The sequence below is a fragment of the Desulfosporosinus sp. FKB genome (assembly GCF_002196705.1).
In the GTDB taxonomy this organism is placed as follows: domain Bacteria; phylum Bacillota; class Desulfitobacteriia; order Desulfitobacteriales; family Desulfitobacteriaceae; genus Desulfosporosinus.
In genome coordinates, this window is record NZ_NADJ01000016.1 from 1 (window position 1) to 25172 (window position 25172).

Annotated in this window: 26 protein-coding genes; 5 read left to right on the forward strand and 21 right to left on the reverse strand. The window is 40.0% G+C overall.

The features are described 5' to 3' along the window. Positions 1-180 precede the first annotated feature (180 nt). Entirely contained in the window at positions 181-504 is a 324-nt protein-coding gene (locus B5Y67_RS05460) for a GNAT family N-acetyltransferase (RefSeq protein WP_088225526.1), read from the reverse strand. Between the two features lie 834 nt (positions 505-1338). Between B5Y67_RS05460 and B5Y67_RS05465 the strand changes: the two genes are divergently transcribed. Then, complete coding sequence (locus B5Y67_RS05465) at positions 1339-1908, forward strand: GNAT family protein (protein ID WP_207652399.1); 570 nt, start codon at positions 1339-1341, stop codon at positions 1906-1908. An 8-nt stretch (positions 1909-1916) separates the two neighbouring features. On the opposite strand, the gene B5Y67_RS05470 is transcribed toward B5Y67_RS05465, so the two are convergent. Further along, positions 1917-2354, reverse strand: coding sequence for a DUF1285 domain-containing protein (locus B5Y67_RS05470; protein ID WP_088225528.1), 438 nt, complete (start codon positions 2352-2354; stop codon positions 1917-1919). A gap of 255 nt (positions 2355-2609) precedes the next feature. Here B5Y67_RS05470 and B5Y67_RS05475 point away from each other — a divergent pair, with 255 nt between their 5' ends. Together B5Y67_RS05475 and B5Y67_RS05480 are read left to right on the forward strand one after the other, a co-directional pair. Beyond that, positions 2610-3437 (forward strand): transketolase, encoded by an 828-nt coding sequence (locus B5Y67_RS05475; protein ID WP_088225529.1) that lies wholly within the window; start codon positions 2610-2612, stop codon positions 3435-3437. Then, positions 3438-4379 (forward strand): transketolase family protein, encoded by a 942-nt coding sequence (locus B5Y67_RS05480; protein WP_088225530.1) that lies wholly within the window; start codon positions 3438-3440, stop codon positions 4377-4379. A gap of 226 nt (positions 4380-4605) precedes the next feature. On the opposite strand, the gene B5Y67_RS05485 is transcribed toward B5Y67_RS05480, so the two are convergent. The 11 genes from B5Y67_RS05485 to B5Y67_RS25815 form a co-directional block, all read right to left on the reverse strand. Continuing rightward, positions 4606-5139 carry a hypothetical protein gene (locus tag B5Y67_RS05485; RefSeq protein ID WP_242975873.1) on the reverse strand — a complete coding sequence of 178 codons (534 nt, stop codon included), beginning with the start codon at positions 5137-5139 and terminating at the stop codon, positions 4606-4608. A gap of 368 nt (positions 5140-5507) precedes the next feature. Beyond that, positions 5508-6074, reverse strand: coding sequence for a flavin reductase family protein (locus B5Y67_RS05490; RefSeq protein ID WP_088225531.1), 567 nt, complete (start codon positions 6072-6074; stop codon positions 5508-5510). 299 nt (positions 6075-6373) lie between these two features. Further along, positions 6374-7264 (reverse strand): VWA-like domain-containing protein, encoded by an 891-nt coding sequence (locus B5Y67_RS05495; protein WP_088225532.1) that lies wholly within the window; start codon positions 7262-7264, stop codon positions 6374-6376. Further along, positions 7213-7461, reverse strand: a complete 249-nt coding sequence (locus tag B5Y67_RS05500; protein ID WP_242975874.1) for a hypothetical protein — start codon at positions 7459-7461, stop codon at positions 7213-7215. Before B5Y67_RS05500 ends, B5Y67_RS05495 begins: the two co-directional genes overlap by 52 nt. Before the next feature lie 230 nt (positions 7462-7691). Continuing rightward, on the reverse strand, positions 7692-8231 hold the full coding sequence (locus B5Y67_RS05505; protein ID WP_088225662.1) for a flavodoxin domain-containing protein: 540 nt from the start codon (positions 8229-8231) through the stop codon (positions 7692-7694). 314 nt (positions 8232-8545) lie between these two features. Continuing rightward, positions 8546-8959: a hypothetical protein gene (locus tag B5Y67_RS05510; protein ID WP_088225533.1), complete on the reverse strand. Its 414-nt coding sequence runs from the start codon at positions 8957-8959 to the stop codon at positions 8546-8548. Between the two features lie 212 nt (positions 8960-9171). Further along, a complete protein-coding gene (locus B5Y67_RS05515) occupies positions 9172-9990 on the reverse strand; it encodes a DUF4405 domain-containing protein (protein ID WP_170932597.1) in 819 nt (272 codons plus the stop codon). Positions 9991-10149: 159 nt separating this feature from the next. Continuing rightward, positions 10150-11295 (reverse strand): hypothetical protein, encoded by a 1146-nt coding sequence (locus B5Y67_RS05520; protein ID WP_140419053.1) that lies wholly within the window; start codon positions 11293-11295, stop codon positions 10150-10152. A gap of 224 nt (positions 11296-11519) precedes the next feature. After that, complete coding sequence (locus tag B5Y67_RS05525; RefSeq protein WP_088225536.1) at positions 11520-11774, reverse strand: SHOCT domain-containing protein; 255 nt, start codon at positions 11772-11774, stop codon at positions 11520-11522. A gap of 187 nt (positions 11775-11961) precedes the next feature. After that, positions 11962-12627, reverse strand: a complete 666-nt coding sequence (locus tag B5Y67_RS05530; protein ID WP_088225537.1) for an NAD(P)/FAD-dependent oxidoreductase — start codon at positions 12625-12627, stop codon at positions 11962-11964. A gap of 64 nt (positions 12628-12691) precedes the next feature. After that, a complete protein-coding gene (locus B5Y67_RS25815) occupies positions 12692-12928 on the reverse strand; it encodes a hypothetical protein (RefSeq protein ID WP_242975875.1) in 237 nt (78 codons plus the stop codon). Between the two features lie 290 nt (positions 12929-13218). Here B5Y67_RS25815 and B5Y67_RS05540 point away from each other — a divergent pair, with 290 nt between their 5' ends. Continuing rightward, positions 13219-14121 carry a slipin family protein gene (locus B5Y67_RS05540; RefSeq protein ID WP_088225538.1) on the forward strand — a complete coding sequence of 301 codons (903 nt, stop codon included), beginning with the start codon at positions 13219-13221 and terminating at the stop codon, positions 14119-14121. 81 nt (positions 14122-14202) lie between these two features. Here B5Y67_RS05540 and B5Y67_RS05545 read toward each other — a convergent pair whose 3' ends face one another. From B5Y67_RS05545 to B5Y67_RS05570, 6 genes are all read right to left on the reverse strand, one after another. Next, complete coding sequence (locus B5Y67_RS05545) at positions 14203-14547, reverse strand: cupin domain-containing protein (protein ID WP_170932610.1); 345 nt, start codon at positions 14545-14547, stop codon at positions 14203-14205. Between the two features lie 90 nt (positions 14548-14637). After that, positions 14638-15444 carry a hypothetical protein gene (locus tag B5Y67_RS05550; RefSeq protein WP_088225540.1) on the reverse strand — a complete coding sequence of 269 codons (807 nt, stop codon included), beginning with the start codon at positions 15442-15444 and terminating at the stop codon, positions 14638-14640. A 15-nt stretch (positions 15445-15459) separates the two neighbouring features. Continuing rightward, positions 15460-16725, reverse strand: a complete 1266-nt coding sequence (locus B5Y67_RS05555; RefSeq protein ID WP_088225541.1) for a multiheme c-type cytochrome — start codon at positions 16723-16725, stop codon at positions 15460-15462. A gap of 476 nt (positions 16726-17201) precedes the next feature. After that, positions 17202-18395, reverse strand: a complete 1194-nt coding sequence (locus B5Y67_RS05560; RefSeq protein WP_282432762.1) for an anion transporter — start codon at positions 18393-18395, stop codon at positions 17202-17204. An 89-nt stretch (positions 18396-18484) separates the two neighbouring features. Then, on the reverse strand, positions 18485-20260 hold the full coding sequence (locus B5Y67_RS05565) for a methyl-accepting chemotaxis protein (RefSeq protein ID WP_242975877.1): 1776 nt from the start codon (positions 20258-20260) through the stop codon (positions 18485-18487). A gap of 577 nt (positions 20261-20837) precedes the next feature. Next, on the reverse strand, positions 20838-21203 hold the full coding sequence (locus B5Y67_RS05570; RefSeq protein WP_088225544.1) for a hypothetical protein: 366 nt from the start codon (positions 21201-21203) through the stop codon (positions 20838-20840). A 155-nt stretch (positions 21204-21358) separates the two neighbouring features. Here B5Y67_RS05570 and B5Y67_RS05575 point away from each other — a divergent pair, with 155 nt between their 5' ends. Next, positions 21359-22501 (forward strand): FAD/NAD(P)-binding oxidoreductase, encoded by a 1143-nt coding sequence (locus tag B5Y67_RS05575; RefSeq protein ID WP_088225545.1) that lies wholly within the window; start codon positions 21359-21361, stop codon positions 22499-22501. Positions 22502-22637: 136 nt separating this feature from the next. Here B5Y67_RS05575 and B5Y67_RS05580 read toward each other — a convergent pair whose 3' ends face one another. Together B5Y67_RS05580 and B5Y67_RS05585 are read right to left on the reverse strand one after the other, a co-directional pair. Further along, the gene (locus B5Y67_RS05580) at positions 22638-22973 is read right to left on the reverse strand and encodes a hypothetical protein (protein WP_088225546.1); all 336 of its coding nucleotides are present in this window, start codon (positions 22971-22973) and stop codon (positions 22638-22640) included. A gap of 374 nt (positions 22974-23347) precedes the next feature. Continuing rightward, positions 23348-24736: a radical SAM protein gene (locus B5Y67_RS05585; RefSeq protein WP_170932599.1), complete on the reverse strand. Its 1389-nt coding sequence runs from the start codon at positions 24734-24736 to the stop codon at positions 23348-23350. Positions 24737-25172: the final 436 nt, after the last annotated feature.

The window sequence follows — 25172 nt, forward strand, 5'->3', positions numbered from 1 at the left end:
ACCTCAATTTTGGTAGATTTGTACGCAATCAAATTATACCAAAACCCTGTGTTCATGCGGAATTTTTATATCTGTTTGACCCAATTAAGCCGGAATTAGAGCTGATTTATTAGGTGCGAAACTTCAGTGATTAATATACTAGTTGCAAACTTCGTTTTTGTCAATTCTAATTTAAAAAGTCTAATGCTTCGAATTAATTTTACAGGCAACAGCTTGATCAACCATATCCTTTGCTAAGATATCCGCATACACTTCTTCGTGTCTTTTCAGCCAGCTATTAGCATAGGTACACGTAGCCGAAGCCTTAAGACCTTTTTCTCTTAAATAATCAGCTACAACCTGCATCATCTTGCCGGCCACACCTTGCCCTCTCAAGCTTGGATTTACATAAGTATGGTCTATATCTAACTCGCCATTCTCCTTAGAAACAAATGTTGCTTCACACATTAGTTCGCCTTTTTCATCAGTTGCATATATACGTCGATCTTCATACTGCCAGTTCATAACTAATTCCTCCTTGCCTGAATTTGCGATAGTTTCGTTTGGCCTCTATCGGGCCTAGGTCTTACTTTAATTACTATTGAACTCTTCTGATTTACCAGTAGTATTCTTTACGGAAGTTTAGTTGATACAAGTTTACCAGGAAACTAAGGATTTTTCACTATTAATTGTTAGATGATCCCAATTAACCGCCTATTATTACCAATAGCTATTCCGGTTTATCATGATATAATACATTCAAGGGGAAAGTCCCTTAGTCTTTTTCATGGTACTTATATTGCCCTCCGGGGACAGCAATTCGGAGGGACTTTTTTCTAAGAGCTCGTCTGACATCAAGTTAGGCATGTCTCTTTGCGTAAGATTAAGGGGGTGCTGCCAATCAAGTTCCTTTGGCAGCACCCCCTTTCGGATGTTGCATTTTATAATTTCGTTAGTCACATTTTTCAGCAGCCTTAGAGGCTGCTTTTTTATTTTTTAGATAATTCCTTCAATCATTCTTCCGCTCACAGTACTGAATTAATTTACAAATAGGTGCTATAAAATACCCATAAGCTCACTACCACTTAAGGAATTTTCAGCCAACATTCAGTAAGTTTTAAGTTTTACTTCAGTCCAAATTCAGCTAGCAGCCGTAGAATGTTTGTTTCATGTTCCTGGTCATTTAATTCATTTTAGGGGCAAATTTCATTAACTCACAATTATCCTTAGAACTCCATTTGTAGGCATAGAAAGACAAGGGAAGAAAAACGGGTTTTGAGAAGATACAAGTTTTCTTGTCCGAAAAACAGCTAAATGATATACTAATTTTCCTAACTTAGAATCAGGAGGATGAGAGAAATGGAGCTTTTTAATCAGCTTCAATTAGAAACCGAACGACTTATACTAATGGTATTGGATGAGACCTTTGCCGATTTAGTTTTGGATTATTATAAGCGTAATAGCGAGTTTCTCCAGGAATGGGAAGCTAAAAAGGAACCTGAATTTTATACGATTCGTTATCATCAAGAAGCGCTGCGCAAGGAATTGTCCAAAATTAATGATGGGGATGCATTCAGGGTCTGGCTTTTTATAAAAAACGAGGCGTTGTCCAAAACAATTGGATCAATTGGCTTAAACAATATCATACATGGAGCCTTCCTCTCGTGCCACCTAGGCTACAAATTGGACCAAACCGAAATCAACCACGGCTATATGACCGAGGCTCTAAAAAGAGTTATTGAATTCGCCTTTACAAAATTAGGGCTTCATCGTATTGAGGCCAATATTTTGCCGCGAAATGCACGATCGATGCGAGTAGTAGAAAAACTCGGTTTTTATAACGAAGGCCTTGCCAAGAAATATTTGCGAATCAACGGCAAATGGCAAGATCATATTCATATGGTTCTTCTAAATGAAGCTATGGAGTGAACTCTAATTCATTGCAACTCTTCAACAAGCCATTCTTTTTCGCCGTATTTAATAAAGTACTGACCATCACGCTCGATCAAGTTTTTACACAACTCGCTGTAGGAAGAACGGGACAGTTTCGTATCACCCGGCCAAAACAAAGAAATGTAAGGGATCTGATTCTTTATTAAAATATTGCCTGAAGACAAGGGGAATTCTCGCCCATCATAAAGTTGCAATATTATCTGATCAGCCTGTACAGTTACCGATTGAACAAAAAAGGGGACGTCTTCTACTTTTACAGGGTACAATTGATTCTGCCATTCTATATTAAAGTTATTAAGATCATCTTTCTTGAGATTAGAAGCAAATAAGTTGACAATTTCTTTTCTGATCATTACCAAACCATCAGCGTACCATAGACCATTCCTATCAATAAAGAGTTCTGGGGCACGTAAATTACTCACGATATTGCCTCCTCGCCATAAAAATAGTTATTAACTATTGCCGATAAGATATCTTCTTAAAATCATTCCACGATTATCCTTTATTTCCTCCTTATCATAATGTTTTGCTCCAGGAATCGCTATCATAGTTATAATTATTTATAATTATTCTTTTCCTTATCTCGCACCATTAGATTGCAGACTTTCGTTTTTTTTCATCGCGGAGTACAATTAAAATAGATCACAGAAAAGACTCAAGTTAAGGAGGAAAAAGCCATGATCCAGGGTAAAGGCTTGTCCCATTCAGAGCTTAGCGAAGTTGCCCGGCGAATGCGCCGTCATATTCTGAAAATGACCCACAAAGCCAAGGGAGGACACCCAGGAGGCTGCTTGTCAGCAACAGATCTCCTTGACGTTTTATATATGAACGTTCTCCGAGTCGATCCGCAAAACCCTCACTGGGATAAACGTGATTTTTTCTTTTTGTCGAAAGGACATGCGGCGCCGGCACTATATGCGGCCTTATGCGAACGGGGGTTTTTCCCGGAAGAAGAGCTTCTCACTTTTCGTGAAGCCGAGAGTCGGCTTCCTGCTTATCCAAGCTGTGAATCGACCCCGGGTGTTGATATGGCATCAGGTTCGCTGGGCCAAGGTCTATCTATTGCTAATGGTGCAGCACTGGCAGCGAAACTTAAAGGTTCTGATCAACGTGCCTTTGTGATGCTGGGTGACGGAGAATTGCATGAGGGACAAGTCTGGGAGGCTATGTTAACAGCTGCTCATTACCATTTAGATAATGTTTGTGCTATAGTCGACTACAACAAATTGCAGCTTGACGGTCGTCTCGACGAGGTAAAATCGTTAGGAGATCTGCCGGGAAAGTGGAAAGCTTTTGGCTGGAATGTCCTCGAAATCGATGGACACGACTTCCCACAGATTGAGAAGGCCTTTGCGCAAGCTCAAGCGGTCAAGACACAGCCAAGTGTGATCATCGCCCATACGATTAAGGGGAAAGGTGTATCTTTCATGGAAGATCAAGTGGACTGGCATGCGGCTGCTCCCAGTGATGCAGAATTAAAAATTGCACTTGAGGAGTTGAAGTAAATGACAAAGATTGCACCACGTCAAGCTTACGGGGAAGAACTTGTTCGCTTGGGGCAAGAGAATCCTGATATCGTTGTCCTCGATGCAGACGTAGCCAAAGCCTCGATGACATATTTGTTTAAAGAAAAGTTTCCTGAGCGATTCTTCGACTTAGGAATTTCGGAGTCCGATATCGTGGGAACAGGTGCCGGCTTCGCCGTTGCTGGAAAAATTCCATTTATAAATGCCTATGCTAATTTTCTGCTTGGAAACGGCTGGGAGCAAATCCACATTTCGATTGCTTATGCAAACCAAAATGTAAAAATTGTTGGTCACAATATTGGCGCCTCTTCCGGCAAAGATGGCCCAACCCATTTACCCTTTGAAGATATTGCTCTAATGCGTGTTTTGCCTGGCATCATGATTGTGGAGCCGGCTGATGCCATAGAAATGCGCAAAGCGGTGCGAGCGGCAGTCCAGCACCAAGGGCCGGTTTATCTGCGAGTCGGGCGCTTACCGACACCCCTTGTCACCTGTGAAGAAGATCCCTTTGAACTGGGAAAAGCCCGTATCTTAAGGGAGGGACAAGATGCAACCATCATAGCCACTGGGGCAATGGTTGCCAAAGGACTGGAGGCAGCCGAGAACCTTGCCTCACTTGGAATTTCAGCTGAAGTCATTAATCTTCATACCATTAAGCCTTTAGACAAGACGACACTACTGCGCTCAGTTCGAAAAACCGGTGCCGTAGTCACTGCGGAAGAACATACGATCCTCGGCGGAATGGGAAGTGCCGTAGCTGAACTTTTGGTTGAGGAATATCCCGTTCCATTACAAAGAGTTGGCGTTAAAGATCGTTTTGCCGTTTGTGCTCCCTATGATGAATTGCATGATGTCCTAGGCTTAACGGCAGAGACAATTGTAAAATCCGTCCAAGATGTTATTTGTAAAAAGCGTCAGTAGTTATTAATTACATTTGAAATTTGATCCGTAATAACCTATTAAGATTATCCCATTGGATAGATACTCTTCTCTTGATCCCTACTTTAGTATGAGCTTTATGATTATTCTAGAAGTGAGAGGTAATGCTCTATCTATTAAACTCAAAAAAATGCCCCCACCGTCCTGATGGGGGCTAATCGAGATAAGACTAGTAATTTTTGAGGATGAATCGGTCACAAAACCAAACTTAGTAAAAGGCAGATGGAGAATTCACAGTATGACTAGGATCTGCTTCACCATAAAATACATGATTATCAGTTATTAACCCGGCAGCCTCATAGGAACACCTTTCAAGAACACTGGAATAGGCATTTGCCTTTTCAACAAAGAATTCAGCCATTTTGGCGGCATCTTCTAACGTGTCAAAAATTAAAAGAGTGTAGCTGTAGAGTACCTTGTTTTTAACGCGGAATATTGTATGTGACAGATTACTCTTCTGAGCCAGTGACATTAACACTGGCTTTCTGCCTATTCTCATTAAAATGCTCAATGCCTCTAATGACACACAATTATTTGTCATCGATATTGATATAGCTTTCTGCATATTACACTTATTGTTAACTTTAAGATCGATATTATATTCTTTAGCCCACTCCTTGGTCATTTTGTTGTATAAATCGCGAACGCCTAAAACCGCGAGGGTATACTTGCCAATTAATGAATCAGGCATATTATCGAATTCTACTGGGGTAACTCCAATAACGATATTCCTTTTTCCCATTTAACGTCACTCCTATCATAATTTTTCTTTATAGATAAATCTTTAAACTTATTGAATATAATTATTAAACTTTAAATATTTGCGATCTTAGATAATTATTTGCGCCTAAAATCAAATTTTTAATTTATTTATTTTTCACAATAATTTAATTTATTTAAGTATAGCACTTTATTTTGCTGGAATAAAATTGCTATTTCGAATTCTGTGATAATATAATTTAATTCTGAAATTTTTTCCTAGTCATATACCGAGATTAAACGAATACTTAATATCACCGGTACGGGTAATTTGGGTATTAAATGAGCGTTGAAAAAGAGGCCACTCTTAAGTTAGAGTGGCCTCTTTCGAAAATCCATTTCTATTTAATGTTACGTATCATTGCCTATCGCAAATGCCTGGGCAATTTGTTTACCGACAACATGGTAACCTCTGCTTTCAGGCGCAAATATTAAAGGTTTTATTTGTTCGATAAGCGGGTGATCTCCTTTTTCCTGAAGGGTATCATCAATTTTCGCATCCAAAACCTCACCAATAAACTGAGTATGCAGGCCAATTTCAAGAACGTTTATGATTTTACATTCTAAATTAACCGGAAATTCCTTGATATAAGGTGCATCAACCAAATCACTTTTTACCGGTGTTAGACCGGTATGAGCAAATTTATTTTCCTTTTTGCCAGATACTAAGCCAAAATAATCAGCTTCTTTAATATAGTTCTCTGACGGAACATTTAAAGTGAAGGCCTTTTTAGCTAGAAGGCTGCTGTAAGTATAAGTAGCTTTGCGTAGTGAAACCGCGACACAGGGCGGAGATGAACAACAAATACCTCCCCAGGCAGCAGTCATGGCATTGGGATTACCTTCATCATCATAGGTACATATCACAAATACCGGTGTAGGATAAACCAAAGTTCTAGCTCCCATACTTTTTTTCATCAATTTCACCTCTTATGTTATTAGCCAAGCCAATGGCAAGGTTCCTATTCTAAATAGTAAACAGTCAACCTGTTTAATTGAAGACGTATAGCCACAAATTTTAATTTTGAAAGATAAGAAATTAATTTTGAAAATAAATAATGTTTCTTAAACGCTAAATTTCGACAACTTTTTCATATTTTTTATGACATAATTTGATCTATACCCACCCCGTAATAAGGGAAACTGATATTTCCACCTTTCCCCCTCTTCGCGAGGGGCTTTTTTTTGCCAATATCCCTGCTCTATTAGTTTGCAAGCTATGCTCTAATTTTAATGACATTAGCCCAATCAGGGGCTATTCCATCTCCGAACAATAATACAATAACTTTCATCCTTTGTGGGGGACGATCGGGCCATGGAGTTTGTCCGTCAGTAATGACAATTCCTAGTTGAGGTAAAGGCTTTAATCTTGCCGCGGCTTCTAAGCCAACTCTCATATCTGTTCCGCCGCCTCCCGTAAGTTGAATCTGTTCTGGACGAAACACTCGGCGACAAAACTCAACCGTCTGATCCACAGCCAAAACGTAAATTTTTTCCTTATGTGCCAAGAACCTTAAAATACCGAATATTTCAGCTAAAGCCTGGGAAAGCATTTTCTCAGACATGCTTCCACTGGTATCCGCCACCACCGCCACTGAAGGCAGGGGACAGCGCAGGGACGGAAATATAACATTTCCCTGTCCAATCTGCCCATGCCGACGCGAGGGACGGCAGTATGAATAATCAGTTGCCCCAGTTGTATCTGCAGCAGCAAATCGTATAGCTGCAGCAAGCTGTTTTCGCCAGTCTACCTTAGGTTGAAGCTTGTCTTCTGCCCAGCGAGACCAATGTCTGGGAACACTGCCCTGACTTCTGGCATGTTCTCTGACTTGTTGAGCAACATTGCGGCGAATTAATTCTCCTTCAGTTAGACTGACTCCAGACGCAGACCCTTTGCTGGGTGGTTGATCCTCCCAAGACGCCATTTGACCGGTGGCACAAGAACCGGACAGACCGGAACCAGGCCTGGGAGAGGAATCCAGACCATTGACCTCAACCGTTTTGCCCGTTTGCTCTTGAGCCGGTGAACCTGACGTTTGATTCTTCTTTTGATAAGCTAATGGCAACTGTTCCTGTTTCTCCAAAACAGCATAGTATTCTTCTGCCAAAAGGCTTTCCCAATTACCGGCAGACCTGAAAAATCTGAAGGTTCACGAATGGAGGCCAGGACAACTTCGAGCGGAATTCCCAAAACATCCGCGAGCTTAGTAATTGATGCCGTTTTTCCCACACCTGGAGGCCCCCAAGTTAGAACCGGAATTCCAGCCTGAACAGCGATGGCTAGAGCACAAACTGTACTAGACATAACGTTCCGCACCTCTATATAGGCCCAAGCTGTGCTGTTATCGTTACAGCAGTACCCCAGCCTGACCATTATTATTTAACTAAATCCTTTCCATTTCACCTTGATAATATAACGAAATTTTCTATATCATCTTTTGCCCCACAAGCAAGGGAATAAATTAAAAAAACTGCCATTTTGGCAGTCTGTCCCTTGGGTCTAAAATTTTTCCTTAAGTTGTTATCGCTGGAAAACTATTTTGTCCCATGGACATAGGCAACAATTTCATCAATTTTCGTTTTACATGTAAAATCTGTAGACTTGTCGTAAATTGAAAGCATACCTTTCTCATCCGAAGTTAAAGGCTTATTTCTTTTTTCTTTCCATTTTATAGATATCTTGAGTAGATTCATCAATACTTTATCTACAACGTTTAATTTCTTATAATCAAACCCACCCCGCAAATAAAAAAACTTTATTAATTTTTGTTGTTCAGGAGTGAAGTTCTTTTTGAACACATCATTTATTACTTCGTCTTTTGATAAAGACAGCCCTGTAGCAAAAACTACAATCTTTTTGTCTTTGAGCTTATCAAGGTTATTTGTGATAAATTTCAATCCATTGATACCTACTGCATATAAGCCGCCGCCATAAATGATAGTGTCATAAGCTTCTAACATATTAACAGTTACACTTGAAACGTCGAATCTATCAGCTGACAACTCCTTAGAAAGCCATTCGGCATATTTTTGAGCAAAACCTGTTTTCGACCTATATATCACCACAGTTTTTATTAGAATCACCTCAACAGTTGGTATTTTGTTTATCCACTTGTAAAACTCCCACTTCGACAAGTGGGAGTGGTTCCCATTCCTTGCTTCCGTGGAGACGAGGTCATATGTATATGTATATGTATATGTATATGTATATGTATATGTAATATATTAACATACTCACAACTGCAAGTCTCCATTTCTTCAATTATCCATTTATCCTTTTCACCAATCCCCCCGGCCAACCTAAAAGGTGCTTTTTTTAAAAAGCAGGAAAAACTGTTAGCAAGTTGACCGCGGACACAGTCACTTGCTAACAGTTAGGCTGCAACCTATTATAAACTTTTCGTTTCGTCATACAAATAATCTACTACCGGTTCAAGAGGATCGATGATATTGTCATCTTTCACTTTATAATTTAACTTTTTCCCGACAAGGCTTGAGAGAACCAGAATTATTTTTTGGTTTTTATCGTTAAAGAGCGGAGGGATATCGTGTTCAACAACTTGTATAATACCTTCGGAATTAATCCTTAACTTACAAAGTAAGTCTGCTACATCCCACTTATCTTCATTATAGTAGTCCTTAAGGACAATGGTTGTAATTCCATTCTCTTCGAATATGTCCGAATCCACATAGCCCTCCACGGGCATGACTTCTTTCAGCATCATTTTTAAATCTTCCAGCCCAATTGTTAATTCTTCAAAATAGCTATCTTTAACCTTTTGGATATAATTATTTTCTGTCATATTAAGCTCCTTTTTTTCTCATAACCTCTAAGTAATTATTTCATCTATATTAAAAGTATATCCAGAATAAGTCGATATTCTCAGCACTATTTTAAATGAACAGAATCTCAAGGTTCAATTACAAATTGATGTTAATAAAGCAGCAAAGAATGACAGGGCTATTCCTAAGTCTAAATTAGGTATAGTCCTGTCATTCTTCTCAATACATTAATTTAAAACCCGTCAGTAATGTGTTTCTTTCTGGTCAAGAATCTTTCCATATAATACGTTAAGATTACGAAGACACTCATTATTCCAGAGTATTCTATAATTATTGTAAGTACATTAAGTGCGTTAGGGCTTTGGAATTGTCCTTTGGCTTCTCCTGAGAATGAATGATCAGAATCGCCTCGAGAACCTCTTCCTCTAACTCGTTGTTGTTGGGTTTGCTGTTGAAACCCATCATGCGTGGTTTGAGAATTAGTCATCGTAAAGACGTCGTTGATATTTGCAATTTGGTCCACAAAATTTGTTGCGGCTAGCTGATAACCACCGAACAGTAGGAAGATAATCATGAAAACCCTGGCAACAACTTCTGATGTCTTAGTTGATTTAATTTTAAAGGCGTTTTTGAAGAAACCCATAACCCACTTCCAATGTAACCCAATATGAATACCAATCAGAACGAGAGTTAAATAAGAGACACTGACGTGTAATGTTCTAAACAATCCTTCATTACCAACGCGAAGATTGGGAAAGAGGACTTTAGAAATAAGTATTCCGCTGACAATGATTAAAGCAAAGGCAATTAATAGAAAGAGATTAAGGACATATCCCAAACGAGTTTTAATGGGGAGTTTTGAATCAAACAGCCTCAAGCTTACCTTCCTTACCCATTGCAAATTTAGCAAGATATGAACTAGAATACCGAACCCGATGCCAATTCCGCATACTTCATGGAAAGGCAAGGCAATGACATGTGTATTAAAAAGCAATACGAAGATAACCGATAGAAGAGCATCAATTAACAGTTTTACTAAGTTTCTTTTCACAAACCTATCCTCCAAATCCAAAGTTATTACTTGGTTATTATGGAGGATAAAACTTAAAAGAAGATGAGTAGTACCTGAAAGGTTACTGAAAGTTTAGGGTTAAAAGCCTGCCGCCAAGGCAGCAGGCTAGTCGCATACATTTTCCTATTAGGCAAATACTCAGACACTTTGGAATGTCTTATTATCTAAAGTTCCTTCTGTATAACCGATATGCCAAACCTTTTTCTTTGAGCAGGCTGAATACCAGATACGTAATTTCGTGGTATCTCCGTGCTCTATAACAAAACTGCTCCGATAAATGTATCCATTATCCCACCTATGCCCTAAGCTAGGTTCAATTAAGGCCCTCTCATAAGGGATACTAAGCTCTTTTGGTTGTGCCATTGGTGCAGTTGCATAAAATAATTGACAATTATTAATAGTTTCTCTTTTCGGCCAACCTGCAATTAAGAACTCAATTCTTTGTTCGGGATAATTGGGTTTGGCTGCTATATGCCAAGGAATATATCCCCCATTCCATGTATCCCAGGGAGCACTGCAAGGTTGACCTTCACTCCACATCAAACCGTTTTTCGAAGTATGCAAATACATTGTAAATCGCGAATCAGTAGTCCACATATACCATTCTTGAGCACTTTTACGCCAAACGGTAGGAGATAAGATTAAACCTGTTCTTGTAAAGTCCCAAGCTTTTTCAAAACAAAGGACTTTGTTACTTAACTCATGGGTTGGACTTATTTTTCTTGCCCATATTTTCTCAAAAGCATTATTACTATATTCACGCCAGTATAAAATCAGTATGTTATCACCAGGATCATAGACTAATTCAGGGTCGGAATTATAATTTTTGTCCAAAATTCCGAAGGGCTTCGGAGCTAAAGGGTTCTTTATACCCGGTGGATTAACCCAGTTGATCCCATCCATACTCGCCAGGAGACTTGGATTTTCGCAAGCACTATTAAAATTGGGATACGGTGTAAGGGCCATCCAATAACGAAAGTTTCCCCAAGCCTCCAGTCCATATTCCGTTTTAAAATCAATGACACTTGGATGAACAGCTTGGTCAGAATGATCATATGTCGGGGTTACAATGTAGTCAAATGCATTAATTAGAGAATTGTTCAGTACTTTTTGGGGAAGATAATGTGGTTTAGGTTCCGAAGCAATTACTGAAACAGATTTCTGAGTAACAGATTTCTGAGTGAGAACTTCAAGAGGGCCATTCTTGAATGAAAATAACCCAAAAGAGTAAAAACCTGCGGCTGTCCCGGCGATCATTTTAATGAAAGTCCTTCTTGACGTCATAATTTAACCCCATTATTTATTATTATGAACTTGTTTGAGGCCAGGAAATTTACAGATATCGTCATATCAACAGTATATAGTTAAATAAAAACTCAATCCATACTCCAATTTCTGGCTTAATGTCAAGAAAATATTTCCGTAAATAATTCGAACATCTTTACCTTTACAAACAAAATGCGTTGGCGAGAAGCTTCTTACCAACGCATAAACTTTTTACCGACAATTTAGTCTTTCCTTGATAAATCTTCCTTTTTTCTATTAAATTCCTCGACATCAATCTCGCCTTTAGCAAATCTTTCTCGAAGAATTTCTAATGCATAGTCATTTGGTCTTGTAACACCATGATGTCTATCCTTATGACTGCGAAATAGCCTTACAACGATCATAATTAAAACAATCCATAGTACAAAATGTATCGCTATGCTGAGAAACCCCAAACCCATGATGAGACCACTGCCTAGAAGACCAAATCTAACCATGTTAATTCCTCCTTTGTTGAGTTCAATACGAACTATACACCTTATACAACGCCTATTGATGAATAAGTTATGATAAAATTGTTAAATATGTAATAAGATCAGCCCCTACTCCAATGAAGGAGCAGGGGCTGACCAATTGAGCGTTTAACTTGTCCCACTTTTGAGTGGTTCTACCCTAATAATACAGCTACTCTGCTAATACAGCTTTTTTAAATTCCTCAATTTCAATGCGCTGCATAAATCTAGCAGTTCTCTCATTAGGTTTCGCATTTTCCCGATAATATTCCAGGCATTTTTTAGTCAATTCAACCACCTGATCATCGGTTAAATTCTCAGCTATGACATCACCAATACGTGGATTTCTACCTGAATTTCCTCCAAAAACAAAGGTCCAACCCGTTCGTTTTCCAAAGACGCCAAAATCGCGCACAAAGCTCTCAGCGCAACATAAGGGGCAACCGGATACACCTATTTTTCCTTTTGCAGGGAGTTCTGCTCCCACTAAAAGTTCCTCCAAGCGCATTCCCAGACCGAGAGAATCGAGAATTCCAAATTTGCAAACGGTAGTACCTGGGCAGGCCTGAACATAATGAAAACATTTCTCAACTGCAGGTCCAATACCGGTACCTAACTCTTCCCACACAGATTCGACAATCTCAGGTTTCATTCCCACTAAAGCAATCCTCTGAGCAGAAGTAATCTTAATGATAGGAATTTCGTATTTTTTGGCAACACTCGCGATCTTTTCTAATAATTCAGGGGTAACTATCCCGACCGGGGTTCGTGGGACAATGGCATAGGTTTCTTTATCCCTTTGAATAAAAGCTCCTCTTGGTGCATTCTGCTCTGACATAGTAAGCCCTCCAAATCTGGTTCTATCAAATACTTTTAATTCGTTATAAATACGACTAATCCTTCTAGCACCAAAAATAATGTAATACTATAGGATTCATTAAATGGCAGTAAATTTTCATTAAGAAGAGGCTATACTTCTCAAAAAATGAAAACATAGCCTCTGGCAACGTCATAAGTAAAGCGACCCCTGGACCAATACCCAAACCAAAGGCCATTAGTGATTGTACAATAGGAACTTCCCCTGCAGTTGGTATGATAAACAAAGTTCCGGCTATGGCAAATCCAATTACTGCCAGCACGCTGTCAGCCCACTCTGTGCCTATTGCCGGAAATAACCAGGCACGAATAGCCCCGAGAATAACGACAACGATGAAATAAGCAGGAAGCGTATCTCATCTAATTTCCTAGCGAATAATTTTTTACAGTTATAATGACAAAGCAACAGTTCATTCACTGCTGCTTTGTCATTATAACTATTAGTTCCAATAGAGTTAGTTATTCAAGGAAAAACAGCCCATATAAATATAGAAAGCTGTGCAAAATACCCATAGTACAAAAATCTACTAAATAATTAGGAAGGTGTTTGCCAATGCCTAATCAAAATGTAAACCTACCCAATTTTGATTTTCGTGGACCTAGTCCTCTATCTATGTTATTAGGATTTATTTTTCTTTTAGTCGGTGGCTTGATTTGGTTTATGACTGGGTGGTTGGGCTGGATAATAATTGGAGTTTTCTTAGCCCTATTGTTTGGGTATGGTGTAAAAGTCGCTAATCAATGGGAGAAAGCCGTCATTCTTCGTCTTGGTAAGTTTAGCCACTTAGCTGGACCAGGTATGTTCTTTGTAATTCCAATAATCGACTCTGTAAGTAACTGGATTGACCACCGTACAATCACCACAACTTTTAAGGCTGAACAAACTCTGACAAAAGATACGGTTCCCGTTGACGTCGATGCTGTGTTGTTTTGGACAGTAGTAGATGCTAAGAAAGCTTCATTAGAAGTGGCTCAGTATAGGGATGCTGTTTTTTGGGCAGCGCAAACGGCCTTAAGAGATGTTATCGGCCGAACAAATTTAGCTGAAATGCTTTCTGACAGGGAAAGAATTGATCGCGAGCTAAAAGAGGTAATTGATAAGCGGACTGAGCCCTGGGGTATTGTTGTAAATGCTGTTGAGATACGGGATGTCGTATTGCCCTCAGGACTTCAGGATGCCATGAGCCGGGAAGCTCAGGCTGAACGAGAGCGTCGAGCCAGAATAATCTTGGGGACTGCTGAGACAGAAATTGCGGCTAAATTCTCCGAAGCCGCCAAATCTTATGAGAATAATCCCGTTGCTTTACATCTGCGGGCGATGAATATCCTATATGAGGGTATCAAGGAAAAAGGAGCTATGGTCATAGTACCCTCCTCCATAGTAGAAACGATGGGGCTTGGTGCAGTCTCCGGTTTAACAAGCTTGGCTTCAACGGTTAAACCTTCTAATGAGTAAAAAGGCTCTCCTTCTACTAAAAAGAGAGCCCTTCATTGGCAGCATCGGCCATAGATGAAAAATTTGCCTATTTTTAATTACTTACTGGGTAAATACAACAGTCAAGATCATTTTGAATTTTTTAACCGCCAGCAACGCGTGTGGGACACCGGCTGGCATAACTATTGTCTCTCCCTTTTTTAAAGAGAACTTTTCTTCCCCAATCGTAATTTCCGCTTCTCCGTCTAGAAGATAGACTAACGCGTCACCGCTTGAGGAATGTGCACTAATTTCTTCCCCCTCAGCAAAAGCAAATAACGTAATACTTAGGGATTTCCCTTGGGTCAGAGTTCTGCTCACGACCTGACCCTCGGTGTACTGAACCAATGTTTCCATTGTCAAAGCCTTGGAAAAATCAATATTCTTAATAAAATGTTCAGTCATCAGCTGCAACCCTCCGCTTAAAATTCTACTTAAGTAGTAGTATGAATCACAACCTATATTCTAAACGAAGCAAATAATAGATTAGTAACCAAATTATTTATAATCATCATCATTTTCTGGCAGCAGGCTAAGGCCACCCAAAAATGCAAGATTAGAAAATAGCAAGGGGCCCAGTAATGGATTTCGATACATGATTCTTGCCCAGACAATACTCTGAGTTCCGGCTAAATCACCCCAAACGTGGAAACCAAATCCCAATAAACCTACGAGTAGGTTAAGTGTTACAATGCTTAAATAAAGATAAGTTTCTGTAGTGTTTACTTGACAAAAAGCCGTATAGAAACAGGCAATTGTGGCAAGTGAGCCAGACACGATAGGAATTAGGGTATAGACTGGTATAAAAGCCAGGCGTGCATGATCTAAAAATGCCGCGACAACCGCCCCTAAGAAGCCAAGAGCAACCAGCATCAGTAATTTTGATCGTCTCGCTGTTCCTCGATAACGTTCACTTACTAAGGCATAACTGGAAATCCCAGCAAAAGCGATCGGGGCAGCAACTGGAGAGCCCTCGACTAAAAGTCGAAACAAACTCTCACGGCTGAATGTGGCGTTTCCCGATAGGTGAAAAAAAGTCCCTAATACACCAACAGCAACACCTAACCACATAACTCCCTGGAAGACTCTCTTTACTCCTGTATTAGAGCCAAAAATGAGTTGGGCAAGAATAGCTAGAACGGCAAGCGGGGTATAAATTAGGGGAATTAGTTCCCAACGAAAGAAATTGTTTTGGGAGTGGGCAATGAAGACATCAACTCCCGTGAGCAGAAAATTCATACCCATCATACCAAGCAATAGAGAGGTCTTATAGCGAATAGCTATTTGATAGAACCGACGGATCATATCTCCAATCCTCCCCTAATGCTTCGCTTTCAAAGCATCGGCCTGTGATTGCATGTCAACTAATGCTTTTTCTTGCTCATAAATTCCATTCCAATTTACATAGTCTGCTCCCCCCATGACGGCTCCAAACCGTGCTCTACGGCCTTCATGATGCCATAGTTCGAAATATTCAAAGTCGATCGGAGTGCCAAAGGGCTTGGTGCCTAGCAAACCAGAATTGCGCAGATCTTGGACAATCGATTTACCCTTCTGGACATTTTGATTGGAAAGGGCAATGGTTTTGTCTGCTTTGCTCATGACATCATTGATAAACGACTGGACGTGACAATTAAGGCAAATTGAATTCATCGTTTGCTGGTGAACATCCCCATCCTTACGCAGTGAAGCAATTTCAGGAGTTAGGTTATCTTTCAGACGCTGCCCTACATCGTGAGTCCCTTGAACGCTGCCAAAGGCCGACATATGACAGGTGGCACAAGTTGGAGCCGGAAAATCATTTACAGTCAATGTTCCAGAAGGCGCGTCCATATTATATTTTGATTGATTTGCTTGATAATAAGTTCCGTGAGCCGATTCGTTATATATTTCTGCCTGCGGATGATCGGGACCTAGATGGCATTGGGCACATGTTTCCGGTTTGCGGGCTTGTGCTACATCAAAAGTATGCCTTAAATGGCACTTTGTGCAATCCCCAAAACTGCCGTCACTATTCTTTTGACCAACAGCATGGCAAACCTCGCAAGATTGAGCACTAGCATCTTTACCGATGAGATTATAAACGGCATTAGCATTGCCCCCATTGAGAGGCTTGCCATTAGCATCGAGTAAATGATATTTAGCCAGTTCTTCCGATGTGAAATTTTTTGCTCCTTGGACCGCATACCATGATTTTGCAGAATGATTGCTTGCCTCGAACTGTTTGACTTCGGTTGCGTGGCATTGAGCACAATTATTAGGAGTCGGTTTAGAGATAATTGCAACATTGTAATGCTGTGTCGTTAACGTATCTTGCCCTTTCACTGCTTTGTGGCAATCGAGACATTGAACTCCACGGCTGGAATGTTCGCTGTCATGATATTGCTGGATAATTCCCGGATTTTCTTTCTGGTGACATTCTACACAAGCCTTATTGTCCCCAGTTGCAACCGCACTCAAAGACGGCACACTCGTACTTAGTCCTTCTGGGCCAATGATGTAGTGGTAGGTTAAGAATAATAGAGAACATACAAGAACAGTTCCCATTCCTAACAGAATAATCATACGTTTTGAAGTCGGCTTCATTGTTAGGCCAATCCCCTCCTCATAAGTAATTTCCCATTAATAGTGGGTGTTTTTTGGTAATGACTATGTGTTTTAAATAAGAATAAGTACGACTATATTCTACATTCTTTAAGTAATTCTTAATTCCTTCCTGCTTTTAATCATAATTTTTCGTCAATTTTCGACGGTTGATTCTAAGTGCCTGAACTCGGCATGATTTCGTACCCCCTCTCCTTTTTCCTATAATTTTTGATTTTCTTACTAGTTGCTGACCTCCCTAACATAAGACTCTCTCAACTGTCCTGATTTACCTATTAATTAATCATAAACTAAATTCTCTCATTGATATGTGATTTAGATCACTAAATAAATTTCTTTCCGAAATATCCCCAAAAGTTACTTATCCAAGGAACACCCCGACAACAAAAGGGCTGAATGAAACCTTATCATCCAGCCCTTTTACAGATGAGTTGTCTTTTTATAAATCAAAAACGTACTTAAACAGTATGGAATACTTTCGTTATAATTGTAAAATATGCAAGTGCAGCCGACACCATGAAAGCTGTCAAAGGAAGCCCTATTTTCAAATAGGTCATAAAATTAATCTCCACATTTTCCTTTTTAGCAAGCTCCACGACAATCAAATTGGCGATTGAACCAGTCAGTGTCAGATTCCCTGCAAACGTGCTGAAAATAGCCAATGAAGCCCACCAAATATGTCCCATATGCAGCGGAACTAGATATTTCAGCAGCATTACAGCTGGTACATTACTAATAATATTGGAAAGTATCACAGTCAACATTGAAAATACCCATAAACTTTGGATACTTTTCATCCATGGCATATGAATAAGTAACATGAGCAGGCCACTATGCTCAATGCCACCAATGATTACAAATAATCCTATGAATATGACTAAAAGATTAAAGTCAATGCCGCTGTATATTTTATTCGGTTTAATTCGACGAGTTATGAGCAAATATGCTGCTCCTAGACTGGCAACAATCGCTGGATCAAATCCCATTAAAAATCCTACCAAAACTAGAAATACAACAACTAAACCCTTCTTGACTAAATATCCATGCACTACCCCCATCATCGGCTGAACCTCTGGAAGGTGACCGCTCAGTTCCCCTTTGTACATCCAACTAAGCATAAGGTAAATAAGTCCAAGTCCTAAGAGTATAAGTGGAATTGCCAGTGCCATATACCAAGCGAAATTGATGTGTGAAAGGCTGCCAATTAGGATGTTTTGAGGATTACCAATTAAGGTGGCTGCGCTGCCTATATTCGAAGCGGTTGCTACTCCTAGTAAGTAAGGTGTGGGATTTAACTTTGCCTGCCTGGTAATCATGATTACAATCGGGGTTAAGATTAAACAGATAATATCGTTAATAAAGAAGGCAGACAATATACCTGTTATAAGAATGACCATAAACATTAATTGATTTTTGCTATGCAAACGATTTAGGAACTGATTTCCAGCTAGTTGAAAGAATCCTGACATATTTAAGTAAGACGTAATAATCATCATTGAGAATAAAAGGACTATCGTCCGGTAATCTACAGCCTGGACCGCCTGATCGAAACTCATTACTCCTGTTCCAACTGTTAGAGCAGCACCAATAATTGCAATTCCAGCACGATCTACTCTAAACACCGGACTTTTCCCCAAAGCAAAAACTAGCATAGAAATCGTTAGAATCAATCCAGAAATAATCAAAATTCGGCACTTTCTTTCTATAATGGCTAACAGGCGAAAAAAGTTGTCCAAGGAAATTAAAGGTCAGATGTTCCAAAGATCTGGAACTTATTGATCATTTGGTTTAGCTCTTCAGCTAAATCACTTTGTTCCTCAGCGATCTTAGAAATATTTCCAATGGCTTTTGCTGTATCATTCATGCTTATTGAGATTTGTCCTGAATTCGAAGCGCTTTGCTCTGTCGATGCAGCAACTGACTCAATAGTCCTTATAACTTGCTCGATTGAAGTAGCAATTTCCTCAGCATTTGATTCGAATTTCTGGATTAACTCATATACAAAGTCCATATCCACATCATACTGCCTACTCGTTTCAACCATCTGTACATAGTCATTAGTTACTGGTCCATTAATATAATCCAACAGATCCCGTGCATATTCGGAGAGATTTCCGAATACAGTTTGGACCTCTTCAGTAACTGTTTGAATGCTTGAAACCGTTTTCGCCGACTGTTCTGCAAGTTTACGAACTTCTTCTGCTACAACAGCAAAACCTTTGCCGCTCTCTCCTGCCCTAGCAGCCTCAATCGCGGCATTCAGAGCTAATAAATTAGTTTGGCTCGCAATATTAGAAATAATATCTGTCATATTGGTAATTTCGTTAACGATTTGGCCACTTTCAATGGCCCTTAAGATATGCTCTTGTTTCTGTGTATAAATTTCTTTGCTAAGATTAGCTGAATTTACAGTATCGGTTTTTAGATTTTGAACTCGTTGCTTGATTTCACGTGTGTGTCCTAAACCTTTATCGGCCACATCAAAGAGCTGCTTGGTAGAATCTAATATAACCTGGCTTGATGCACTCACTTCTTCCGTCGCTGCAGTGTTTTCTTCCATGCCTGCAGCAATTTCTTGAGTCGATGCATTTACCATCTGAGTTTGGGCAGAAATTTCTCTAATAGACGATGAAATAGTTTTACTCTCTGTATTCAATTGATTCGAGTCCTGCAGTATTTTTGTAAGCAACCCCCTGATACTTTCAATGAATTGATTAAAACTTTCGGTTAGCTGACCCAATTCATCTTTTTTGTAGATCTCGCCCCTTATAGTAAGGTCCCCGCCCCCAGCTTTATCCATTAGCGTATTTAGTTGTCTGATAGATTTTACAATTCCCCTGTAAGTAGAAAATAGGAGAACCGATAGTACAATAGTTAAGAATATGCCGAGTCCACCTATTACTACTAAATCCTTTCTAAAATTATTGGCATTAATATCCGTATGCTTTACCATGGCTTCATTTTCTGAATTCGTTTTAGCGACAATTTGATTCACCAATGAATCCATATCGTCCGTTGGTTTTCGGTCAATACCTTTCACAAGCCCATCAACAATATGTAAACTTTCCCTGTTATTCATATCGTAGTTTTTGATGGCCGAAGTATATTTTTCAAAAAGTTCTTTGTGATTGGCTATTAAGGCATCGACTGAAGTGCTACTCATCCCTTGTTTAGCCATATCTTCTTTAAGCCTTTTCAAAAGAGTTTGAACAGTATTATTCTCTTGCTGAAACTGGGTGTAGTAATTTTGAAAAGATTTTGGGTCATTACCTCTTATCAACGTATCCTTCCAATTTTGTACTTGCTTTTTAAACTCAACTTGAGCTTGTCTTGATTCGTTAACCATATTAGTAAATGCCATTGTTTTTTGTGCATTCTCTTGATTTAGCTTATTAAGGCTTTCAAACTTAGCAAAAGAAAAACTACTGGACCCTAGGATATAAATTAAAACAAATCCTAGCAATAAAGATAATCTGACACCAATCCCTTTACTATTCTTGCTGCGGCTATTCTTCAACTTTTTCCTCCTATTATCTAACATTATATTATTTTCAAGCTTATTGTAGCATATATCTATCATGAACTTAAGACATAACTGCGTTTGAAGAGAACCTCAACTTACCTTTTGTAGGTCTGCCATAAAAAACAGGCCCTATGGTTTTCAGGTCAATATTCGACATATTTCATTATATTCCTCTACAGTATACAATTAACTAAAATTCGCCTCACATGCTCTTTAGCCGACACTAAAGCTCTCTCCATTTTAAGGGGAGAGCTTTCTTATCTTTTTCAGCATCAGATACGTTGCTGTTTTTAAATAGTATTTTTGGCTGACCTATTAATTAAATATTTCTAGTTAAAATGGTGCAAAATAATACGGTTTAATTACTTGCTGGAACTTCTAATATGGGGAGGTCAAAATATGTGTCTAAATAAAATTACTTTTTGGGGGCTAATAAATATTTTCATTCTGGCATTAAGCGACTACCCATGTAACCTCTCAGATTCCTTATTATCAAATCTACACAGTTCATCCACATGGAGCGGAAGGCAAGTTTTTGGCATTTGCCCACTCTTTAACCATAAATCCAAGATTAACCTCTTTTACCAATTTCATCTGTGATCAACGTTTTAGCAATGTTCATCGCATCAATAATCTTTTGAAAGCGCTTGTATTGAAGCGCTTCCATCTCATGTTTCTTCTGCCCCGCTTCACACTTACTTATTACAGATACTATCGGTCTTAGGGCATCAATCAGTTCTTCTTTTGAATATATCTCAATCTCACGATCCTCTGTTATTAGCGCCTTTGAGATATACATAGCCTTTATTCTATTCTTAAGGAGTGTGTGTTGAGAAGTTCCTTCTGCAAATTTAGGTCGTATCTTTTCACATTTACTAATGGTAGAGGATACGACTTGATGTGCTCCTAAAAGTTCTTGTCTCGAATATTCTACCATATCATTTTACCTCATTCTCTTATTCTATAACGATTTCTCCGGGTTTTGAATTCAACAAAACGAAAATGTAATTTTCGGATACAATTAACCAAGATTTATTAAGGAAGGAAGAATAAGATTTTACTTAAGGGAAAACTTATTTATGAGGTGAGTTTATGAAAACCCTGATTCTTGGTGGCGGAGTTGGTGGAATAGTTGCTGCTAATGCTTTAAAAAATACTATGGGTTCTTCAATGAAGGTAACTTTGGTTGATCGGGAACCAAACCACTATTTCACTCCTTCTTTTCCTCGCTTAATGATCGGAGAAACGAAGCCCTCAAAAATAACCCGGCAATTAAATATTTTAGAAAAAAAGAGAATCGAAGTTTTACATAGAGAAGTTGAAAATATCGATCTTATCGGACATTTGGTAACTACTAATCGGGAACAACTAGAATATGACTATCTCATAATATCTCTTGGGGTAGAGTACCATCCGGAAACTGTACCAGGATTTAGTAAGTTCGCTTATAATGCTTACGATTTTAATGACGTGGTGAAAATAAACCAAAGATTAAAGAATTTCACTTCCGGCCAGATCGTATTTTTTATTTCCAGCTTACCTTATAAATGCCCCCCAGCTCCTTATGAAATGATGTTTCTTCTTGATCAGTTCTTCCGACAACGTGGGCTTCGCCATAAGATCAAACTCACAATAGTTACCCCAGACTTTTCACCCGAACCTATAGCTCCACCAAAAGTTGGTCAAAGTGTCAGAGAAATGTTGAAAGATAAGGATATTGAATTGATTACTGAGGCCAAAGTTATAAAAGTTGAAAAGAACTTATTAATTTTAGATCACGATACAAAAATCTCTTCGGATCTTTTACTTGGGATAGCTTCTCATTGGACCCCCAAAGTAATACGTAATACAGACTTGATAGACAAAAGCGGATACATTGAAGTAGATCCATTAACTTTGGAAACGGGTTATCCGGGTGTCTATGCAATTGGGGATGCAACAGCGATCAGGTTACCTGTATTAGGCGCCTATGCCCCAAAAGCAGGATCTTTTGCACATGCCCAAGCAGTTGTAGTAGCCAAAAACATTCGTCTATTATCTCGAGAGTTGAAACCCAAATTTCGTTATGATGGGAAAGGCTTGTGTATTATGAATACCGGGTTCGGCCGAGCCCGGTACTCAACAGTTCATTATTATAAGAAACCTCAACCTTATGTTACTTTATTACGACCTTCAAAATTATCCTATTATGCAAAATTAGCTTTTGAAAAATATTGGTTTAAACGATGGTTTTAGCTTGGCACTTTGATATACCCTGTAATCGAATATCTGCTCAAGTTTGGAATGATTGTCTAGGATTGGCCAAAGAACATTTTCAACAAACCGGTAACTGGATTAACCGCGGGATGTTGCATTTAGCTACACCCCTATCCTACGGCGAAAACAGTGTTTTCGTTCTTATCTCATAATATCCTTCTTTTAATTCTTCTCCAAAAGCGCGTAATGAGAACTTAGGCTCTTTCTCAGCTTCCCGATAAACTTTAATACAAAGAAGACTTAATACAGAACCTAAAAATGTTAAAGCATCGATTCCAAATCCTACCGAATAGATATGAAGGCTTGAAAATATTCCTCCAATTACTGGTCCCAAAAGTGTAACAAACTGATTGGAAATTTCCGAAAGAGCATTGGCGGAATTTCGAATTTCTTCCTTATACAGACATAATGAATCCCATTGATAACAAGGAACCAGTAATTGAATAAACAATAAGGGGCAACATTAATTTCATTATTGCGTCACCAAATTTTGAAGTTAATTGTCCGATTAATAAAGCACTAATTTGTTTATACTTAAATGGTTTAAATAAATTCCCGAACATGAATAACCTCTCTATGTTCTAAAATTTGCCCCCCAATTAGATTCCCCTGTGAAAATAGCCATGGGGTGTTCATAGAATTTAAAGATGCTTCATCAGGGCCGCGGAATTCCATGCCATGATGAAGCAAAATTTAACATTAGATATCCATAGTCAAACCAGCATTAGTAATCCGCAACAAAACAATTATCAATTATGAACAGTCGCCCGCTAGATTATGCTTACTTGTTTAGGAAGTTCCGGGGCGGGTCTATAGGACGTGGATTCAACTCCCGACTCTCTCCCCACGGAGCAAGGCCTGTAGGTCAGCCAGTCCTACTTTACACCCATCAGCAAGTTGTAAGGCTCCCCTCTTGATCATCACATATCCCCGAACTACCTTCCACATTAAGGCCACAGTCGGGTCATCAAACGTGTAATCACGTATCCACGGCTTGGGCTTGGTAAGCCGTCTCTCCTTCTCGAACAGTCGTTCCAAAGGAGTCCCGACCACAACCTCGATCTTGTTATAGTTGAAAGCTTCGGGGTAACCAACCGAGCGTAGGAACTCTCCGTTTTGCAAGAGTTCCGTAAAAGATATAGACGGATCAAACGGGATAAATCCAATTTTGACCGGCAACCCCCACTCTTTGAGCTTGAGCAAAACCTCACGGTTTTGCTCAACTGTTGTCCCTTTGCCGTAACGGTCCAAGATACGTTGCACTCCTGACTCGATGCCCAAGCGAACCTCCACACACCCAACGTCACGCAAAGCCCTGAAGAGATCTTCCTCTACGTTATCAACCCGGCACTCTACCGAAAACTTGAACCGCAGGCCACGCCGCCGCAACTCTTCGATGAAATCCCAAGCCCTCTGAATCCCTACCTCACCGCCGCCGAAGAAGTTATCATCCAGAAAATCCAGATGGTTCACATTGTAGCGCCGCTGCAGATCCTCCATCTCATCGACGACGTTGCCCGCGCTGCGCGGACGCCACTTTGAACCGGGCGACTTGGCATTCATTGCAGCCGGACAGCAAAAGACACAGTGCCCGTCGCATCCCCTAGAGGAGATGATCATTGGCAGACGGCCCCATCTGAGGATATGCGGGAGCGTATCTCGCGTCGGGAAAGGTAGCGCGTCGAGATTCTCGATGAGAGGGCGCGGTCCGTTGGTCCGAATCACGCCACCTTCACGATAGCACAGCCCGAGTATCCTTGAGAAAGAATCTCCAGAGGGTTTCGGGGAACCGGATGAGTTGAGGGCCGCCAGTAGCTCGGGCAGCGTCTCCTCACCCTCCCCCACCATGAGGCTGTCTAGGCCTTGGACTAAATTAAGAATCTCCGGCCCCATCATCGTGGCAACCGGCCCACCCGCCGTAATATGCCCCAAGTAGCCCCCGCGACGCAGACGCGCCACCAGGTCGATCGCGTATGGCATGGTGACATCGAGCAGGCGAAAACCAATCACATCCGGCTGTTGGTCCTGGATACGTTTAAGAGTTGCGGACACATCGAGCCGGAAAAGTGACGCATCAAGGATAATCACCTGGTATCCCAATTGCCTGAGAACAGCAGCCAAGTAACCGAGGCCAAGGTTTTCGCTGTGCGGCTCCCAGAGACGGAGCGCCGCAGGTGGGTTTATGAGCATGATTTTCCGGAATGCAACGTGCATGTCAATGCCCTCCATTCAATTTATACATACAAGTAAACTAATCAATCATTTAACCTATTCCGCGCCTCTTGCCCCACCGCTCCGGGTAGAAGTGCCCCCTCGGGCAGACCCTACCAAGCAAAACTTGACACTCGCCTGCTGGGAAAAGAAAATGCGTCTAGCCTAAATTATGACATTTCTGAGCTAACAATTTACAAATTCCACATGTTTCCTATTTTTCCTCCCAAGACCGAGAAAATAATCTACGAAAAATCGAAATCGCCAGACTTCCATAAAACATGGAACATTCTGGCGATTCTTAGTCCCTGCTGTTGGCTAGATCAACAACAGTCCCAAGGGGAACCTAGTTTAGTATTTGCATTTTGCACCTTATTTCTGAAACTAGTGCCACAGGGGCCTTCAGAGTGTCGATTTCTTAACCCTGTCATTGTCTCAA

Coding starts and splice junctions, on each gene's coding strand:
- B5Y67_RS05550 (WP_088225540.1), bottom strand. CDS start 15,444: ATGATCCGTCGGTTCTATCAAATAGCTATTCGCTATAAGACCTCTCTA.
- B5Y67_RS05560 (WP_282432762.1), bottom strand. CDS start 18,395: ATGCTAGTTTTTGCTTTGGGGAAAAGTCCGGTGTTTAGAGTAGATCGT.
- B5Y67_RS05570 (WP_088225544.1), bottom strand. CDS start 21,203: ATGGTAGAATATTCGAGACAAGAACTTTTAGGAGCACATCAAGTCGTA.
- B5Y67_RS05540 (WP_088225538.1), top strand. CDS start 13,219: ATGCCTAATCAAAATGTAAACCTACCCAATTTTGATTTTCGTGGACCT.
- B5Y67_RS05575 (WP_088225545.1), top strand. CDS start 21,359: ATGAAAACCCTGATTCTTGGTGGCGGAGTTGGTGGAATAGTTGCTGCT.
- B5Y67_RS05490 (WP_088225531.1), bottom strand. CDS start 6,074: ATGAAAAAAAGTATGGGAGCTAGAACTTTGGTTTATCCTACACCGGTA.
- B5Y67_RS05530 (WP_088225537.1), bottom strand. CDS start 12,627: ATGTCAGAGCAGAATGCACCAAGAGGAGCTTTTATTCAAAGGGATAAA.
- B5Y67_RS05475 (WP_088225529.1), top strand. CDS start 2,610: ATGATCCAGGGTAAAGGCTTGTCCCATTCAGAGCTTAGCGAAGTTGCC.
- B5Y67_RS05510 (WP_088225533.1), bottom strand. CDS start 8,959: ATGACAGAAAATAATTATATCCAAAAGGTTAAAGATAGCTATTTTGAA.
- B5Y67_RS05480 (WP_088225530.1), top strand. CDS start 3,438: ATGACAAAGATTGCACCACGTCAAGCTTACGGGGAAGAACTTGTTCGC.
- B5Y67_RS05555 (WP_088225541.1), bottom strand. CDS start 16,725: ATGAAGCCGACTTCAAAACGTATGATTATTCTGTTAGGAATGGGAACT.
- B5Y67_RS05525 (WP_088225536.1), bottom strand. CDS start 11,774: ATGGTTAGATTTGGTCTTCTAGGCAGTGGTCTCATCATGGGTTTGGGG.
- B5Y67_RS05500 (WP_242975874.1), bottom strand. CDS start 7,461: ATGTCTAGTACAGTTTGTGCTCTAGCCATCGCTGTTCAGGCTGGAATT.
- B5Y67_RS05460 (WP_088225526.1), bottom strand. CDS start 504: ATGAACTGGCAGTATGAAGATCGACGTATATATGCAACTGATGAAAAA.
- B5Y67_RS05485 (WP_242975873.1), bottom strand. CDS start 5,139: ATGGGAAAAAGGAATATCGTTATTGGAGTTACCCCAGTAGAATTCGAT.
- B5Y67_RS05465 (WP_207652399.1), top strand. CDS start 1,339: ATGGAGCTTTTTAATCAGCTTCAATTAGAAACCGAACGACTTATACTA.
- B5Y67_RS05585 (WP_170932599.1), bottom strand. CDS start 24,736: ATGCACGTTGCATTCCGGAAAATCATGCTCATAAACCCACCTGCGGCG.
- B5Y67_RS05520 (WP_140419053.1), bottom strand. CDS start 11,295: ATGACGTCAAGAAGGACTTTCATTAAAATGATCGCCGGGACAGCCGCA.